The following is a 16,295-nucleotide window of genomic DNA, read 5'->3' on the forward strand; positions in this document are numbered from 1 at the left end:
GTCTACTGGTCTACCTGTCTCCCTTGTCTTACCTCCACCCCAATCTTAAAAAACCTACCCTTATGAGCCTTGTAGATCCCCCTCTTCCCTTAAAAAGGGGGAAGCCAGCGGATGCTTCGCTTTTTGTTGCACGGGGGGAACCAGAAATTACAGCGCTTTTCAGGTTTATGGAATACAAAATTGTATCGGCTTGCTTTTGGGCGCAATCATCGTCTGTAGTCTACTAACTTGAAAACTGCTGTAATCAAAGTCCCCCTTTTGAAGGGGGATTTAGGGGGATCTAAACTTTGATCGCTAGTTATACAAAGTCTATAAGTTGACACGAATGGATAATATCGTGCCCTGATCTAGCTGTGCTTTGACCCAAATCATGGTGCGTTACGGCGATATTCCCATTAACAGGATCATCAATATGAGTTGTTGCGCCTAACGCACCCTACAGTTATACGGTTCTTACAAAGGACATAAGACAAAGGACAAATTACCACTGTAAATCAGCGATATCGGGTTCATCCCCGCCAAAGTCCATATCATCCGACGCCACGGGTAGCGTTTCTAAACTAAACGTAACCGCATCAAGCTGTTTTTTTAGATGCACGATCGCACTCTCTAATTGGTCAATGGTAGCTTTATCTAAGTGGGAACTAAGCTTCTGATTCAGTTCCTCAATCTGACGATTAATATCGTCCATTGCTTCCTCTCCACCACTGAGATCGACTTCAAATAGCTTGGCTTGACTGTCGGCGATGCTTTGGGTTAAGCTATCAAGCTGTTTGTCGATCGCCATGACTGCCGTTTTCACCCCACTGAACTCTAACTCAGCCAGCATGGGTAAATTCTCTAGACATAACTCCATCGCATCTAACTGGAAATCGATATCCTTGATGGCGTCGTCTTTTTCCTTCTTGGACATGGATTCCGATTCCTGGTTGAATTGCACCAACGTGGTATAAATCTGTTCCCCAAGCTGATTAATCGCCTCTTGCAACTGCTCAATGGCTTGGACTTCTGGTCGATCCTGAACCTGTTGATTGAGGGTGTCGAGTTGACTGTGTACCTCAGTGATCGCGGTTTCTAAGCCACTCAGATCAGTTTCCGGTGCGGTGGGTAATCCCCCTAAACGTGAGGTGATCACATTGACCTGATCCGTTAATTGGATCAACATCATTTTTACCCCCTCAACCGCTTGAGTCGCTGGCTGACTATGAAACTGTTCGTTCAGGGATTTTAGCTTATCGGTAAGCGGTGCGATCGCCTCATTTTCGGGAAGTTGCTGAATTTGTTCCAGTGCGGGGATTGTCGGGATGGGAGGTGGAGGTGCGACAACCTCTTCTTCCACTAAATCGGACAGAGTGGGTTGAATCGGTGCGGGTTCGGTGTCAGCTGTCCCTGGAAATTGCTCGAAACGCGCCGTTAGTTCATCCAGGCGATTATGAACATCCACAATCGCTGATCCAATCTCCATTAAATCGACTCCCGATGTTGCGGAGGTTGGCTCAAATTGGGTACTCAGCATTTCCAGTTGTTCAGCCAGTTGACCAATCATGATTTGCGACTGTTCCATCTCCTGGAGTTCCGGACGATTCTGGAACTGTTGCTGGAGTTGGCTCAATTGTTCCGCCAGTTCTGACAATGCGGCTTCGACGCCAGTTTGATCGGTTTCGGTGGGAGTGGAGAGGGTATTCACCCGGTCGGTTAAGGTTTCAACTTGACCCGTAATCTCCGCCAAGGTTTGTTCCGTCGCACTTTGATCACCCTCTGGCGTCGTCGGTACCTGATTCAGGCGAATGCTGAGATTGTCCAGTTGTTCCGTCAGATCCGCGATCGCTTGTTGAGATTGTTGGATGTCCTCAAGTTCGGGACGATTCTGGAATTGTTGCTGGAGTTGACTGACTTGTTCGGTTAAATCAAACAACGCCGCTTCGACGCTACTCAAATCCGTTTCGGTGGGGGTGGAGAGGGTATTCACCCGTTCGGTTAGGGTTTCAACTTGACCCGTAATCTCGCCAATGGTTTGTTCAATTCCCCCCAGATTGATCTCTGGAATAATTGGTAATTGATCCAGGCGAATATTCAGGGTTTCCAGTCGTTGCGTCAGATCCGCAATCGCGGTTTGAGATTGCTCGATTTCCTCTAGTTCTGGACGTTCCTGGAATTGGTGCTGAAGTTGGCTAAATTGTTCCGCTAGTTGAGACAGGGAGTCTTCTACCCCACTCAAATCGGTTTCCGTGGGAGTGGAGAGGGTATTCACCCGTTCAGTTAACCTGTCAATTTGACCTGCAATCCCTGCAATGGTTTGTTCCACACCCGTGAGATCCACCTCTGGGACTGGGGGTAACTGATCCAGGCGAGTGCTAATTGTATCCACTCGTTGAGTTAAGGTGTCAATTTGACCCGCAATCTCCGCAATGGTTTGTTCAATCCCACTCAGATCTACCTCTGGCGTCGTCGGTATCTGAGTTAGGCGGGTACTCAGATGATCCAGTTGTTCGGTTAAATCCGCGATCGCTCGTTGAGACTGCTCGATTTCTTGGAGTTCTGGACGATTGCGGAACTGTTGCTGGAATTGGCTAAATTCCTCGGTCAGGTGGGACAGCGCGGCTTCGACGCCACTGACATCGGTTTCAGTGGGGGTGGATAGGGTATTAACTTGGGTGGTTAAGTTGTCAAGTTGATCGGTAATCTCAACCAGGGTTTGTCCGCTGACACGACCCTCACCCTCTGGTGGGGTTGACAACTGATCCAAACGAGTGGTAAGTGTATCCAGTTGCTGACTCAGTTGGGCGATCGCCTGTTGAGATTGTTCGATGTCTTGGAGTTCTGGACGAGTCTGGAACTGTTGCTGGAGTTGGCTAAATTCCTCGGTCAGGTGGGAAAGCGCGGTTTCGATTCCCCTGATATCGGTTTCTGGGGGAGTGGATAGGGTGTTGACTTGTGCGGTTAAGGTGTCAATTTGCTCAGTAATCTCGGTAATGGTTTGTTCAGTGATATTACCATCACCCTCTGGTGCTGTGGATAAGTGATCTAGGCGAGTGCGAAGACTGTCCAGTTCCTGCGTCAGTTGCGCGATCGCACTTTGCGTTTGCTCAAGTTCGGGAAGTTCCGGTCGAGTCTGGAATTGTCGATTCAGGGTGTTAATCTGACTTTGGAGTTGCGCCAGGGTGTCTTCTGAGTCAAAGAGATCCCGGTCTGAAGCCGGGGATAGAGAGTTAACTTGCTGGGTTAAGTTGTCGATTTGTTCGCTAATATTAGCAATGGCTTGGTCTAACTGACTGACCTCGGTTGAAGATTGAGACAGCTGGTCAACCCGTTGACTGAGGGTTTCGATTTGCTCACTAATCTCGCCAATGATTGGGTCTACGCCGTCTGCGGATGGGGTGGGGAGTTGGTCTAGGCGATGATTAAGGGTAGCAAATTCTGCCGCCAGTTGGGAAATTTCCGTTTGCGATCGGGCGATGGTTTCCAGTTCGGGTCTGGTGGTAAATTGTTGATGCAGTTGACTCAGTTGTTGATTCAGATCAATAATCGCCGCTTCGATTTCACTGAAGTCGGTGGCTTCGGGGGTGGCGGTTAAGGGGAGGGTATCAACGCGGGTGCTTAATGTTTCTAGTTGTTCGCGGATATCGGCGATCGCTGCTTCGACACCGCGCAAGTCGGTGTCGGAAACTGGGGAGAGGCGATTCACCTGATTGGTTAAGGTGTCCAGTTGATCGGTAATTTCGGCGATCGCGGTTGAGTCTTCCCCGGGTACAGTGGGAAGCTGATCCAGGCGCTGGCTAATGGTTTCGAGTTGTTCGGTTAGGTCTGCGATCGCCCGTTGGGATTGCTGAATAATTTGCAGTTCTGGTCGATTCTGGAATTGCTGCTGAATCGTATTAATTTGACCATGGATTTGGACGATCGCTTCTTCAATTTCGGTGAAGTCGGTTTCACCGGAGAGGGGAAGGGTATTGACTCGTGCGGTTAAGGTTTCGATCTGACTGGTAATCTGGGCGATAATTGGTTCAAAACCATTTAAATTCTCGGCTGAGGCTGGGGGAAGTTGATCCAGGCGCTGGCTGAGGGTTTCGAGTTGTTCACTTAGATTCGCAATCGTTTGTAATTCCGGACGAGTCTGGAATTGCTGCTGAAGTTGACTAAATTCCTCGGTGAGTTCAGCCAAGGTGGCGTCTAGTCCGGTCAGATCGGTATCGCTGGTGCTAGGTTGGTTGTTAACTTGAGTGGTTAAGGTGTCAACTTGGCTGGTCATTTCAGCGATCGCGCTTTCAATACTAATTAAGTCGGTTATGGGTGCTGTGGGTAACTCATCTAGGCGATGACTCAGGCGTTCAACCTGATCTCTAAGTTGAGCGATAGTTTGCTGTTCTGGACGAGTCTGGAACTGCTGCTGAAGTTGGCTAAATTCCTCGGTGAGTTCTGAGAGTGCGGCGTCTATCCCCGTGAGATCGGTTTCGCTGGCGCTAGGTTGACTGTTAACTTGAGTGGTTAAGGTGTCAACTTGGCTAGTAATTTCAGCGATCGCGCCTTCGATCATACTCAAGTCTACCTCTGATGGTGCAGGTAACTGATCCAGGCGAACCGTAATTGTACTAAGTTGTTGATTGAGTTGGGAAATATCTGTCTGAGTTTGCTCAATATCCTCAAGTTCGGGACGACTATGGAATTGTTGATAGAGTTGGCTAAATTGTTCCGTCAGTTCAAAAACAGCTTGTTCAATGCTACTTAAGTCTACCTCTGGCTCAGTCGGTAGCTGCTCAAACCGAGTGCTGAGGGTATGGAACTGTTCGGTCAATTGGGCTACAGTGGTTTGCAACTGCTCAATGGTTTGCAGTTCCGGGCGAGTAGTAAAGGTTTGACTCAGTTGGTTAAATTGCTCCGTTAGCGCCGTCAGGGAGGCTTTTAAGTCCTCAACGGCTGCTTTCTCGGGTCGAGCATTAAATTGTTGATCTAAGCTATTGAGTTGATTATTCAGCGTCGGGATAGCTTGGACTTGCTGATGTAGCGATTGAATCAGTTGATAGGTTTCCCCAATCGCACTTCTGGTAGTCTCCTGGGTTTGCTGTATCTGATGGCGCCGGTTCAACAGGTTCAGCGCCAGCGCCACCGTTAACGGCGTTGCGGCGTAAGCCACCTGCTGAGATGTCGCCGCTACGACAGTTCCGACAGCAGAACCAGCCAGGGAAATATATTCCAAGATTTCTAGCAATGATTTTTGTGTCATAGGTATCTCTATAGGGGGAGTGAGCGATGTCCTGAACAAGTAGAGGACATTCCAATTGCGGTTTGCGGCTAACCGCTAGGCTGAGTTAACGCGCTATAAATTGAACGGTAAGCGGTGAACACCGTCGTAGATTTCCCTAAATTAATAATTCTTTTGTGACAGGTTTTTTGAAGGTTAAACTAAAAGACGGGAAACAGAAATAGACCGATCGTGTCATTGACAGTGATACGCTATTACTTACCCAAACCTGTGATACCTGTCCGGATTTTTGTGGTAGATCTGTCTTACACCTGTTGAGGAGATGCAGTTCCCTTACTTAGCTTATTTCTTGGCTCAAAGAATAAATCATTTCACCGTAACTTAAACCGCTAGCCTGGAATCAAGACACGATGAATGACATTCTCCGCTAAAATTCGGAGCGAGCGCTCGCCCTAGTCTCAGCGAGAATTCTCTACTCACCGATAATCTAGTCAACCGATATTCTAAACAACGACAATAGCGATTGCCTACAAGTTTATGGTAACTTTAAGTACCTGGACATAAATCATGTCTGCTGTATTCATAAATGTTAACAAATCTCAAGCCTTTACTATTTCCTGTTCCCTGTTCCCTGTTCCCTGTTCCCTGTTCTCTCATCTCAACCGTCAACTAATAATAATTTATTCTTTATTAAAGGTTAATTTCAGAGGAAGACAAGTCGTAATTTGATAGAAGAATAGGAGAAATCCTCAATCATACCGATGTTCAGGTGAATATTGCCCATCAAAAGGATAATCGCCTTAAAAGAAAAAGGATTAGGGGTTGACGCGATCGCAAAATTTAGGTATTATTTCACCATGGGAAAATGTGCCGACCTATAGACTCCTATTCACGGTAACTTCTAACTCGCCCCTACAGAGTTAACGAACACAGAACACATCACACATAATCTCATCGGAAATAACCAGACATGCATGATGGAAGAGTTTAGAGAAGTGAATAACCGAGAACATTTATTTCTTATTCGCAATTTCAATAAAATCTTCAATCGTCTTAATCGTTGGATCACCCGCTAAATACCCAATCCCCCGATGGAGATGCAGGCGAAATTGAGTAGTCAGGGTATCCTTATCACACCCTAAACCATCATTATGACAGCGTTGTTTCAGCGCCATTAATAAAATATCAGCCAATTCACCACCAAACACCCGCCACGTCATTTCCACATTCGAGTCAGCCGGAATAGGGACAGGGGAAGGTTGAGTCGGTTCCGCCAGGGAACGGCAAAACGCCCAACGGCAAAGAATATTCCACTGATCAATTTTGGTGTAGCGTTTGAGTTTTGTTAGTTGGTCTTTGGCTGATTTTGAGAGTTTAAAGCGTTCAATTTCAGTTGTCATTTGTCAGGAAACAGGGAACAGTAAGGATTTGAGGATTCTTAATCTTTCTTAGTACAGCGTACAGAATTGATGTCCAGGTACTTAAAAATTTTGACGATGCACTCGTACCCGTTTAGCAGGGTCTTGCTTCTGCACCCAGATTAAAAACTTTTGCATCTGAGGTTCATGTTTTAGCTTTTCCAACGAATTGAGTTCTTGGGCTAAGTGGGTGTTGTCAAACAGAGAATGGATTTGCCGATGACAAGCAGAACAAATCATGGCGGTGGGAATTGTCTCAACTTTTTGCTTCTTTGCCTTCTGTCGAGGAATTAGGTGATGAACCGTTAAAGGTTCTACATCTCGTTCACATAATTGACAAATCATCAGTAGTCGCCAACTATCACAGACATTAACGGGAAAGCTTCACGAGGGCATCTTGGACGTCTGACGGTAATTTTCGCAGAATCTTGCCTTTCTCCCGGTCAACAGCCACTAACGTCACCCGACCGGTTACATAGAGTTCTTTTGTATCAGGCGATTGAATCTGGTAATCCCAATAGATGCGAACACCGTCCATATCCGTCATCCGGGTTTTGACAATCGCGGTTTGACCCATGCGAAGCTGACGGTGATAACGCACAGAAAGTTCAACCACAGGTAATTCACATCCCATCGCCACTAATTCAGCATACTCGATGCCAATAGAGCGTAAGCATTCTACCCGTGCTTCTTCCATCCAGATTATATAATTACCATGCCAAACCACACCAGCATAATCGCTGTGGTGAGGATGTGCCCGCACCGGATATTCAAACCAATGTTCAGTTGTAGCGGTTAACGAATGACTTTGGATGGCGCTGGTGGGTGGAAGTTGCGCTGAAGATTGGGAATTGTCAGACATAATACTAAGCTAACTGAGAATGTTACTGTGTCACTACCTAGATAACACAGGACAAACCGTAAACCGCAAGCGGGAATAACCGACATTATTTATACAGTAAGCTATAATGCACAATCCATTCCCAGGAATGAACCCCTACTTGGAGTTGCCAGACCTGTGGCATCAAGTCCACAATCGACTTATTGTCGCGATCGCAGATGCGATTACCCCTCAAATCGTTCCTAAATATCGGTAAATAATCTCCCCAACAATCAAATCCTTCTTGCATCCTTATCCAAAGACGCGATCGCAGACTAAACTAAAAGGCGGTGCTTGACTCGCAATTTGTTGTGATCGTCCTCTCCCTACCCGCTTAGGAGCCAGTATTGATGATTCGCCTGCCGAACAACCAACCGATTTTCAAGGGTTCCAGACTATGGTCAATGGTTGTGGTTTCAGCATCCCTCCTATTGCCCTGGATGTTAGCTCAATCCTTTACTTCTGGTTCTCAACCCATCCCATCCTCTCCCCAACCGTCTTCGGAACCGTCTCCCCTGTCGGACGTCCCACCGCCACCACAGCCGTCCCCAGCGGAAACGGAATGGCGTCATCGTCTGGTGGCACAAAGTCTCTCCTGGCAATATCCCTCAACTGCTGTCGCCAAAGCAACCCCATCGCAAGGGTCTACTGATCAAGATACTGCCAAAACTCAAACTTCAACAACTCAATCACCAACAGCGAATAAAACCGCTCAAACTCAACCCTCAGTACCCAAACCCCCTACCCCCCTACCGCCCAAACCCAACGCCCAGACTCAAGCCCAAACTCCACCCCCCCAATCACCTTCCGCTGCTTCCGGAAACTCAGCCAAATCAGAAACTCCTCCCGCCAATGCAGCCAGCTTAGAAATGCGAGTTGCGATCGCCACAGGAGTGAGTTCCCTAGACGTTGGCACATCTACCACCGGAATCGTCGTGGATGCCAATGGGAAAACATTAGGAAAACTTGAGGCGAACGAAGGCGTTAACGCTCAACCCCATGGTTCTTATCTTCGCATCGGTGAATGGAAAACCCCAGCAGGCGTTTGGCTTAAACCCACGGGTGGCGGATTTGTTTTTGTCAATGGACGTTGGTATCGCGGGGATTTACTCTTAGTCTCCCAAGGGGATAGTATCCTTGCCGTTAACTATATTGAGCTTGAGACCTATCTAGCCAGCGTAGTGGGTGCAGAAATCTATCCCAATTGGCCCCCCGCCGCCCTGAAAGCCCAAGCGATCACGGCTCGTTCCTATGCGATCGTCCATTATATTCGACCCGCTAATCAGTTATACGATTTGGGTAATACTCAGCGTTGGCAAGTGTATAAGGGAATTGAGTCGGAGTGGAATACCACCACTCAAGCGGTTCAGCAAACCCAGGGCATGTTTCTCAGTTATAAAGGAGGTGTCGTTGAATCCATGTATGCGGCTTCCGATGATATTGTCAGTAATGTGTTTGGCGGTCAAGGAATGAGCCAAAAGGGAGCCTACGAGTTGGCGATGCAGGGCTATGATTACAAACAAATTTTAGACCATTATTATCCGGGTGCGGGGTTGTCGTGGATTGAGGATCATGAAGGGGATACAAATTAGGGAGCGTTGATTTGTATAACCAGGAAATAAATTTCCGTTGTAGAGACGTTCATGCAAGTCTCTACACATTGGGCGGGGGGTTGAAACTGTTGCCTACCCTCACCACAGCACTTATTCAACAAGCCCTAAGTGTTGCTCTCGAAAGGTGAAATTATTTACAGCCAACGCTAATTCTAAAAATTGTTTAATTTAAGTAACAATGTTTTGGGTATATTTCCATATTTTTATCAAATTTACAACCTCTTGATAATTGATAATATAGAATGAACTAAATTTATTCTGTAACCGAACAATCAACCCATTCAGCATGCTGCTCTTAGACCTTTTAGCCGTAATAGCTGTGAGCAATTTAAAAATTAGATAATCTCTGTAGAGAGGCATTATATCCTCATTGTAAAGCTTATAGAGAAATTCAGTGGCGACAAAAATGACGTAATCTGCTGAAGTTCGTTGATCCTCAAGAACCTTCAGCACGGCTAGGTATTGAGTTTTAATATTCCATTCTGCCTGCCTAGCCCCTTCCAGTAGAATGTCTGCATCAACGATAGTATAGTTATATCCCCAGTCGATTAATTGTAAGATTGCATTACGGTACTTTTCTTCATTAATAGACTTTTGCTGTAGACAATAGTTCAGAACGACTTGAGTCCAAACTCCTCCTACACCTGACTCTGTATAAGCAAAGTAGCGCAGCCACTGGTCATCAGAGTACAAAATACGATTAGGTTCACTGGCAATCAGTAGAGTATCGACAGAAGAAAAGCCTAGTACTTCATTACGCTTTGCCCGTTCATCTCTACTAATAGTTAAGGCTTGCCGACAGGGTAAAATATAACAGTTATTTCGTACCCAGCAGATAAGTTGCTCAAAATAAGCTTTCCTTTTAGCCGCATTTTCTAGGGTAAATTCCTGCCTTACAAGTTGTCCGTTAATTGTACAAAGGATTGATTCACCGTCTGACTTAATGCCTTGACATTTTTCTACCTCCTGGCGTAGGAGATTGAGTGTAGACTGAGCAATGCCAAACTTGCCTAGCGTTTGTACGACACTATCTGCTATTCCCAAACGATACAAAGTTAACAAGGATACTAAATCAATTATTACGAGTCCCCCTTTCTTGAGTCGAGCAAGGGAATTATCAAATTTTTCTTGAAAATTAGACCAACAATGGATGTATGGCTCAGAACCGTCAACTAACATCTCCCACGATTCAACGGGGTTTTTGTTGATCACAATAGCCAAAGTACCAAAGGGAATTTTTCCGGCACGATAATCTGACTTCGCTCTATTGAAATTCTCTTCATATTGTTTGAGCATTTCCTGCAAATTCTGGAAAAACTTAGGATCAATTCCATAATCCTCTGATATCGGGACAGGGGCTAAACTAAATCCTTTAATATTAAAAACTGTATCGAGTAAATCTAAACTTTGCTTTCCCGCCGCAAAATACTTGTCTTTTATCGCAACTATAGTTGCCGTGTTTTTGCCCAGAAAGCCAAATTCATCTTCTGCCAGAACAATCTCATCACCCAGATTTTTATCCAGTAATTTCTGGTATAGTGGTTGATTCCTATCCAACTCTTGTCGTGCGAGTTCAACATCCGGGCGGTCATCAAGGATTACCGGACACGACTGGATTGTTATAGCTGTAGCAATTGGTGTGCGATCGCCTCGTGCTGGCAAATGGGATACGTCTCGCATTCCTGATCTAACCGTTATTCCTACCCAGCAGTGGCGTGAGTTAAGAAACCGCGAGGCGGTGATTGAACTTCACGAACCCCCTCCCATTTTAGTGGTAGAAGTGGTTGGCGAATCGACCAAGACTACTGATTATCGTGCCAAGCGGGTTGAATACAACGTTTTAAACATTCCCGAATATTGGGTGATTGACCCACTGGAATCAAAAGTAACAATTTTTACCCTGATTGAGGAACTGTACGAAGGAGCCGAGTTTGCAGGTACTGAGCCAATTGTTTCCGGTACATTTCCAGAGTTGACGCTGACAGCCGAACAGATTTTTCAGGCGGGGGAAATTGACTCTTAGCTTGTCCAACTTAACCTACCCATGCATCTAAGTCGAGGGTGAAGTGATGGGGATGTTGCAAGACAAAAGAGCGACCTTGTTTTTTAAGCTCACCTTGACAGATGACCGGAATCCTAGCTTGATACGCTTTGACAGCAAGTTCGTAGATAGGTTCGGTGAGGTTGAGTTGAATTCGTCGCAGCTTTCCCACAACAATACCCATAAGCGTTACTGTACCCATGGTGGCTCCTTCTTGTACGTTGGTAACGATTCCTTGGAGGGTAATATTTGGCACGTAAGTAACCAGATCGCTAAGGATATCCAGTTGAGATATTTGTTCAGAAATTTCCAGGGTTTGTAAAACCTCAGCCATGCGACGGGGGAAGTCTAAAAATTCTGGTTTTAAGGGTAGTAGAATCTCCAATTCTTCGCCGATTTCATGTTGACGAGTCCAGATAGATGCTGTGTTTTCAAGCTGGCGCACTTCTTGCCAGTGATGCTGCTGGAGATAAGTACGAACTCGTTCCGGTTCCAAGCACTTCAAAATTTCAGGATCTCGCACGGTGACTTTCATAAGGTTTCGCCTGCCTCGATTCGCTGCATTAGGGTTGTTAAAGCCTCTACATTAAAGATATTCTGGCAAGGGATAGAAATTGTAATCGTTGTTTGATTTGAGGTTGGGGGTTGACCTCGTAGAGAAATCCAATAGCCACAGTATTTTAAGCAAAGTTCCTGGGGAGATTGGGTTAGCCAGTTGTCTAACTTATCGGGGACGACGATAACGACTAACAGACGAGGAGTTTGCACATTTTCTACCCTTAAATCATTATAGTTTTTTAAGGGCAGGGAATATCGAATAATATCATGACTAACCAAGTTCACCGAGGTACATTTTACCTGAAGTTCCAGACGGGGATACCGAATGATTCCTGTCCCACTGCCACCCGCAAGGATGATATCAATGCCATCAAAATCCATGGGTTTTGCTGCAATCTGAAAGGAGTAACCCGCCGTTGACGCCACTGCATAGATATAGGCATAGCTGAATTGTTCTTTTCGCTGGTTGATGTCCACTACCCTAAAGGTTTTATGGGGTCACAATATCCGAGTTTAAAATCATAATTATACCTGATATGACTCTAGTTTTAGACTTGTGATAATTAGTATGCGATCGCCTGGAGTGAAAAGACATAGAGTAATTCCGGCGGAACGTCTATAACCACGTCTTCAAGCGGTCAAGAATGATTAAATTTTTATCGGTAAAAGTTGTATAATTGTCTTTTCCATCAGCCCTGATCCTGGAAAAAGGTATCGGGGTCAATTCCCGATTCTCGTAGTCGCTCAATCAAAGCATCTAACTGAGCTTGTGCGGCTTTGGCTCGTTGTCTGTCCTGTTGAGCTTGCTGTAAAGCTTGGGCTTTTTGGATTCTCTCCTGTTCAGCTCGTTGTCTTTCTTGTTCGGCTCGTTGTCTTTCCTGTTCAGCTCGTTGTCTCTCTTGTTCGGCTTCCGTCAGAATCCAGTTTCCTTGAGCATCATACCAACGTAACCAGAGGCGATTAATCCCTTGACACTCTCCCTGCCATAATCCTAAACCTAAACCTAATTCACTCATCCATACTCGTCCATCTTGTACCTCTAACTCTTGATAATGCGCTCCATTCAGTTTAAACGCCCGTAGCTGATTGGTGTAACGACTGAATACGACATAGTAAGGAATATGTAAAATCTGCTCGTAAACCTGCCATTTTCGCGGCGGTTTATCTTCAGTTGAGCGCTGAATGTTTTGTCCATTTCCTCCACCTTGTTCCGGCGCAGATTCTCGCCCTTGGGTTACCTGTTCTCCTAAATCTTCCTTCTCGGTTCCAGGTGAGAGCAATTCCACCACAACAAATGGATTGACGCCTTCCTGCCAAACCACATAAGACAGGCGCATATCCACATCATCATACAATCGCGGTACACCGACAACCCCAAACCAATCTGGGCGCTTGTACCACAGAGGATGACGCACATCATAGTAAAGGTTTAAGTCGCTGGCATAAAAGATCTGTGAGAGGGGATAGTGGGGAGGGCAAAATGTCAAGCTCAACAATTGTGCTTGCCAATCATGGAATTCGTCAGGCAAACCGGGTTCCTCTGGATCTTCACTCGGAAGATCATACATCGTCGGTAGCGTTTCCCTCGGTGAACAAGGTGGATCAGTTTGAGGAACGGGATAGTTGAACGAAACCATGGACGGAAATTGTTAGGAAAACTGGCTCTATCTTAACAATCCCTACTTATGAATAAGGGCGGGTTTTGTGGTTGAGTTATTGGTAATAAGCTAGCGCTAGTTCCTAAACCCGCCCCTACAGTGGCTGGCTTTCGTCCCGACAATTGACCCTTCAACTACGCTTAGGGCATGGTTTTACGTCTTGCGATCGCTAACTGTAATGACTCGACTGATTTTAACCCTGATCCTGGAAAAAGGTATCGGGATCAATTCCCGATTCTCGCAGTCGCTCCATCAACGCATCTAACTGAGCTTGTGCGGCTTCGGCTCGTTGTCTTTCTTGTTCGGCTCGTTGTCTCTCTTGTTCAGCTCGTTGTCTTTCCCGTTCCGCTTCAGTCAGAATCCAGTTTCCTTGAGCATCATACCAACGTAACCAGAGGCAATTAATCCCTTGAAACTCTCCCTGCCATAATCCCAAACCCAAGCCTAACTCGCTCATCCATACTCGCCCATCTTGTAACTCTAACTCTTGATAATGGGCTTCATTGAGTTTAAACACTCGTAGCTGATTGGTGTAACGACTAAATACGACATAGTAAGGAATCTGTAAAATCTGCTCGTAAACCTGCCATTTTCGCGGCGGTTTATCTTCAGCCGGAAGCTGACTCTCTTGCCCATTTCCTTCACCTTGTTCCGGCTGAGAGTCTGACGCTGGGATTACCTGTTCTCCTAAGTCTTCCCTCTCGGTTCCAGGTGAGAGCAATTCCACCACAACGAATGGATTGACGCCCTCCTGCCAAACCACGTAAGACAGGCGCATATCCACATCATTATACAGTCGCGGCACACCGACAACCCCAAACCAATCCGGACGTTTATGCCACAGAGGATGATGCACATCATAGTAAATATTCAAGTCGCTGGCATAAAAGATCTGTGAAAGGGGATAGTGGGGAGGGCAAAATGTCAAGCTCAATAAATGCGCTTGCCAATCATGGAATTCGTCAGGCAAACCGGGTTCCTCCGGATATTCACTCGGAAGATCATACATCGTCGGTAGCGTTTCTTTGGGTAAACCCAGTGGATCGGTTTGAGGAGTGGGATAGTTGAATGAAACCATGGATGGGAATTGTTAGGAAAACTGGCTTTATCCTAACAATCGCTATTGAGTGTGAGTTGATCGGATCATCAATCCGTGCAATCAGTGTTTTAGGCAGGTTTACATTTTCCTGCCCGAATCAGTCCCACTCGACGTGCGATCGCCTCTTGCTGAGATACAAAAGGTCCCCATTGTTCTGATTCCTCCTCACCTTCTACTTGAGGGCTGGGAACAATTTCGCATTGTCCATTTTTTTGCTTGACAATATACCAGTTTTGTGTATCAGACATAGGGACTTAGAACGATAGACTGTGGTCTAAAAAACCAATGACCATCACGGACTTTGAGCCGAATCAAGCTGAAACATAACGGGTGTTCCCCCCGATTCACCGCCCATAATCACAACTTTAGCATTGTTGGAACCCGCCAGTTTTTCCATCGCTTCAATTTCCTTTAACCTGAGAAATTGCGGATTAAGAGCCTGAGAGATAATCTTTTGAGCATTCGCCGTCCCTCTCGCTTCAATACGTTTGCGTTCTGCCTCTTGACGCTCTTTTTCTAAGGTAAATTTCATTTGCTGGCTCTCCTGCTCTGTCGCCAGCTTCTGCTGTACAGCCGCTTGCAGCGTTTCCGGTAATTGAACTTCTCGCAACAGAGCCTGCTCAACCACAAAACCTAGGGGAGCCAACTGTTCATTGAGCCGTTGACGCAGCTGATTGGCAACCTCTTGTCGTTTCGTCGAGTAAATGGCTTCGGCTGGATAGCTAGCGGTCGTTTCTCGCACCAGGGAACGAAATCGGGAAATGATAATCTCCGTTTCCTCCGTGCCAATCGTTTTATACACATTAACGGCTTTATTTGGCTCGAGTCTGTACTGAAGAGAGACATCAATATTAAACGCTAATCCTTCCTGGGATGTCGCTTCGATTGTTTCCTTGATATCTCGCAATCGCGTGGAAAAATCTTCTACCTCAGCGAATGGGTTAACTAAATGCACACCCGGATTCAGGGGACGTTGAGAGACTTGTCCAAATAATTCAACCACACCAACATTCCCCGCTGGGATAATAATCAAAGTTCTAAAAACGGAGGCAATAACAGCAACAACGCCAATGAGCAATGCCACGGCTCGCACGGTTAAGCTGGTTCGTTTGTCTGGAAATTTGGAACTTGTTAAAAAGACAAGGATTGCCACAAGGGTGGTTAAGAGTGAAGCAATAAATGACATAAGCTTTTGGTTTGAGTGATTGTTTCGTCAGTTCCTGCCTGTTGAACAGCCGTCACTGGCGACTTTATACCAATCACTCTGGCTTCACGCTTGAATTCTACGCAGAAGACCTATTTTTGTTACAAAACTTAATGACAAGTTGCTCTCATCTCCCCCATCTCCCTCATTTCTCACTCAAATGAGTAATAGTCGTACTCGGAACATAACCTTGTGTTTCAGGCATTTCCTCTACCCTTAATCCTGGCTGATACCGTTGTCAGGTTGCCATTTGACTCTTTGAAGGCAGAGGGACGGGTAACTTTTGTACCTTTACCCCATAATAAGAGTTAGAGATTTATGAAGTAACGTAACAATGCCTAAAGCCATCTGGAATGATACGGTTCTCGCCGAAAGCGACAACTGTCAAATTGTGGAAGGAAACTATTATTTCCCTCCGGACTCAATCAACCAGCAGTATTTCAAGGAAAGCAGTACCCATACAAGCTGCCCTTGGAAAGGTCAAGCCAATTACTACACCATCGAAGTTGATGGGCAACAGAATAAAGATGCTGCGTGGTATTATCCTCAAGCCAAAGAGAAGGCGAAAAATTTTGAGGGCTATGTTGCCTTTTGGAGAGGGGTAAAAGTTGAAGCGTAGCTAGG

The 16,295-nt window shown here is 46.0% G+C and carries 14 protein-coding genes and 1 pseudogene; 4 read left to right on the forward strand and 11 right to left on the reverse strand.

What is annotated here, in order from left to right; translation table 11 throughout:
• Window positions 1-481: 481 nt before the first annotated feature.
• The 4 genes from RIE73_RS22735 to RIE73_RS22750 form a co-directional block, all read right to left on the reverse strand.
• The gene (locus RIE73_RS22735; RefSeq protein ID WP_446403358.1) at window positions 482-5,221 is read right to left on the reverse strand and encodes a hypothetical protein; all 4,740 of its coding nucleotides are present in this window, start codon (window positions 5,219-5,221) and stop codon (window positions 482-484) included.
• A 992-nt stretch (window positions 5,222-6,213) separates the two neighbouring features.
• Complete coding sequence (gene dndE / locus RIE73_RS22740) at window positions 6,214-6,600, reverse strand: DNA sulfur modification protein DndE (RefSeq protein WP_446403359.1); 387 nt, start codon at window positions 6,598-6,600, stop codon at window positions 6,214-6,216.
• Between the two features lie 81 nt (window positions 6,601-6,681).
• Window positions 6,682-6,963 carry an HNH endonuclease gene (locus RIE73_RS22745; protein ID WP_446403360.1) on the reverse strand — a complete coding sequence of 94 codons (282 nt, stop codon included), beginning with the start codon at window positions 6,961-6,963 and terminating at the stop codon, window positions 6,682-6,684.
• A gap of 25 nt (window positions 6,964-6,988) precedes the next feature.
• Entirely contained in the window at window positions 6,989-7,480 is a 492-nt protein-coding gene (locus tag RIE73_RS22750; RefSeq protein WP_446403361.1) for an acyl-CoA thioesterase, read from the reverse strand.
• A gap of 106 nt (window positions 7,481-7,586) precedes the next feature.
• On the opposite strand from RIE73_RS22750, the pseudogene RIE73_RS22755 reads away from it, so the two are divergent.
• Window positions 7,587-7,712, forward strand: a pseudogene (locus RIE73_RS22755) (DUF4058 family protein); the annotation flags it as partial.
• Window positions 7,713-7,902: 190 nt separating this feature from the next.
• The gene (locus RIE73_RS22760; RefSeq protein ID WP_446403362.1) at window positions 7,903-9,090 is read left to right on the forward strand and encodes a SpoIID/LytB domain-containing protein; all 1,188 of its coding nucleotides are present in this window, start codon (window positions 7,903-7,905) and stop codon (window positions 9,088-9,090) included.
• Between the two features lie 189 nt (window positions 9,091-9,279).
• Here the strand turns inward: RIE73_RS22760 and RIE73_RS22765 are convergent, their stop codons facing one another.
• On the reverse strand, window positions 9,280-10,791 hold the full coding sequence (locus tag RIE73_RS22765) for a PIN domain-containing protein (RefSeq protein ID WP_446403363.1): 1,512 nt from the start codon (window positions 10,789-10,791) through the stop codon (window positions 9,280-9,282).
• Here RIE73_RS22765 and RIE73_RS22770 point away from each other — a divergent pair.
• Window positions 10,751-11,134: a Uma2 family endonuclease gene (locus RIE73_RS22770; protein WP_446403364.1), complete on the forward strand. Its 384-nt coding sequence runs from the start codon at window positions 10,751-10,753 to the stop codon at window positions 11,132-11,134. The genes RIE73_RS22765 and RIE73_RS22770 overlap by 41 nt on opposite strands.
• 10 nt (window positions 11,135-11,144) lie before the next feature.
• Here RIE73_RS22770 and RIE73_RS22775 read toward each other — a convergent pair whose 3' ends face one another.
• The 6 genes from RIE73_RS22775 to RIE73_RS22800 all read right to left on the reverse strand — a co-directional run bounded on the left by RIE73_RS22775 (window position 11,145) and on the right by RIE73_RS22800 (window position 15,653).
• The gene (locus tag RIE73_RS22775) at window positions 11,145-11,687 is read right to left on the reverse strand and encodes a hypothetical protein (RefSeq protein ID WP_446403365.1); all 543 of its coding nucleotides are present in this window, start codon (window positions 11,685-11,687) and stop codon (window positions 11,145-11,147) included.
• Window positions 11,684-12,187, reverse strand: coding sequence for a DUF4365 domain-containing protein (locus tag RIE73_RS22780; protein ID WP_446360756.1), 504 nt, complete (start codon window positions 12,185-12,187; stop codon window positions 11,684-11,686). Before RIE73_RS22780 ends, RIE73_RS22775 begins: the two co-directional genes overlap by 4 nt.
• 212 nt (window positions 12,188-12,399) lie before the next feature.
• Window positions 12,400-13,347, reverse strand: coding sequence for a Uma2 family endonuclease (locus RIE73_RS22785; protein WP_446403366.1), 948 nt, complete (start codon window positions 13,345-13,347; stop codon window positions 12,400-12,402).
• Window positions 13,348-13,561: 214 nt separating this feature from the next.
• The gene (locus RIE73_RS22790; protein ID WP_446403367.1) at window positions 13,562-14,446 is read right to left on the reverse strand and encodes a Uma2 family endonuclease; all 885 of its coding nucleotides are present in this window, start codon (window positions 14,444-14,446) and stop codon (window positions 13,562-13,564) included.
• Window positions 14,447-14,535: 89 nt separating this feature from the next.
• Complete coding sequence (locus RIE73_RS22795; RefSeq protein WP_446403368.1) at window positions 14,536-14,715, reverse strand: hypothetical protein; 180 nt, start codon at window positions 14,713-14,715, stop codon at window positions 14,536-14,538.
• Between the two features lie 44 nt (window positions 14,716-14,759).
• Window positions 14,760-15,653, reverse strand: a complete 894-nt coding sequence (locus RIE73_RS22800; protein ID WP_446403369.1) for an SPFH domain-containing protein — start codon at window positions 15,651-15,653, stop codon at window positions 14,760-14,762.
• A 352-nt stretch (window positions 15,654-16,005) separates the two neighbouring features.
• Here RIE73_RS22800 and RIE73_RS22805 point away from each other — a divergent pair, with 352 nt between their 5' ends.
• Complete coding sequence (locus RIE73_RS22805) at window positions 16,006-16,290, forward strand: DUF427 domain-containing protein (RefSeq protein WP_446403370.1); 285 nt, start codon at window positions 16,006-16,008, stop codon at window positions 16,288-16,290.
• Window positions 16,291-16,295: the final 5 nt, after the last annotated feature.

The sequence above is a fragment of the Coleofasciculus sp. C1-SOL-03 genome, assembly GCF_040220555.1.
Classification (GTDB): domain Bacteria; phylum Cyanobacteriota; class Cyanobacteriia; order Cyanobacteriales; family Coleofasciculaceae; genus Coleofasciculus.

Excerpts from the sequence above, each read along its gene's own strand:
- RIE73_RS22790 (WP_446403367.1), bottom strand. The coding sequence starts at position 14,446 with ATGGTTTCATTCAACTATCCCACTCCTCAAACCGATCCACTGGGTTTA.
- RIE73_RS22775 (WP_446403365.1), bottom strand. The coding sequence starts at position 11,687 with ATGAAAGTCACCGTGCGAGATCCTGAAATTTTGAAGTGCTTGGAACCG.
- RIE73_RS22735 (WP_446403358.1), bottom strand. The coding sequence starts at position 5,221 with ATGACACAAAAATCATTGCTAGAAATCTTGGAATATATTTCCCTGGCT.
- RIE73_RS22795 (WP_446403368.1), bottom strand. The coding sequence starts at position 14,715 with ATGTCTGATACACAAAACTGGTATATTGTCAAGCAAAAAAATGGACAA.
- RIE73_RS22750 (WP_446403361.1), bottom strand. The coding sequence starts at position 7,480 with ATGTCTGACAATTCCCAATCTTCAGCGCAACTTCCACCCACCAGCGCC.
- dndE (WP_446403359.1), bottom strand. The coding sequence starts at position 6,600 with ATGACAACTGAAATTGAACGCTTTAAACTCTCAAAATCAGCCAAAGAC.
- RIE73_RS22800 (WP_446403369.1), bottom strand. The coding sequence starts at position 15,653 with ATGTCATTTATTGCTTCACTCTTAACCACCCTTGTGGCAATCCTTGTC.
- RIE73_RS22745 (WP_446403360.1), bottom strand. The coding sequence starts at position 6,963 with ATGATTTGTCAATTATGTGAACGAGATGTAGAACCTTTAACGGTTCAT.
- RIE73_RS22765 (WP_446403363.1), bottom strand. The coding sequence starts at position 10,791 with ATGCGAGACGTATCCCATTTGCCAGCACGAGGCGATCGCACACCAATT.
- RIE73_RS22785 (WP_446403366.1), bottom strand. The coding sequence starts at position 13,347 with ATGGTTTCGTTCAACTATCCCGTTCCTCAAACTGATCCACCTTGTTCA.
- RIE73_RS22760 (WP_446403362.1), top strand. The coding sequence starts at position 7,903 with ATGGTTGTGGTTTCAGCATCCCTCCTATTGCCCTGGATGTTAGCTCAA.
- RIE73_RS22805 (WP_446403370.1), top strand. The coding sequence starts at position 16,006 with ATGCCTAAAGCCATCTGGAATGATACGGTTCTCGCCGAAAGCGACAAC.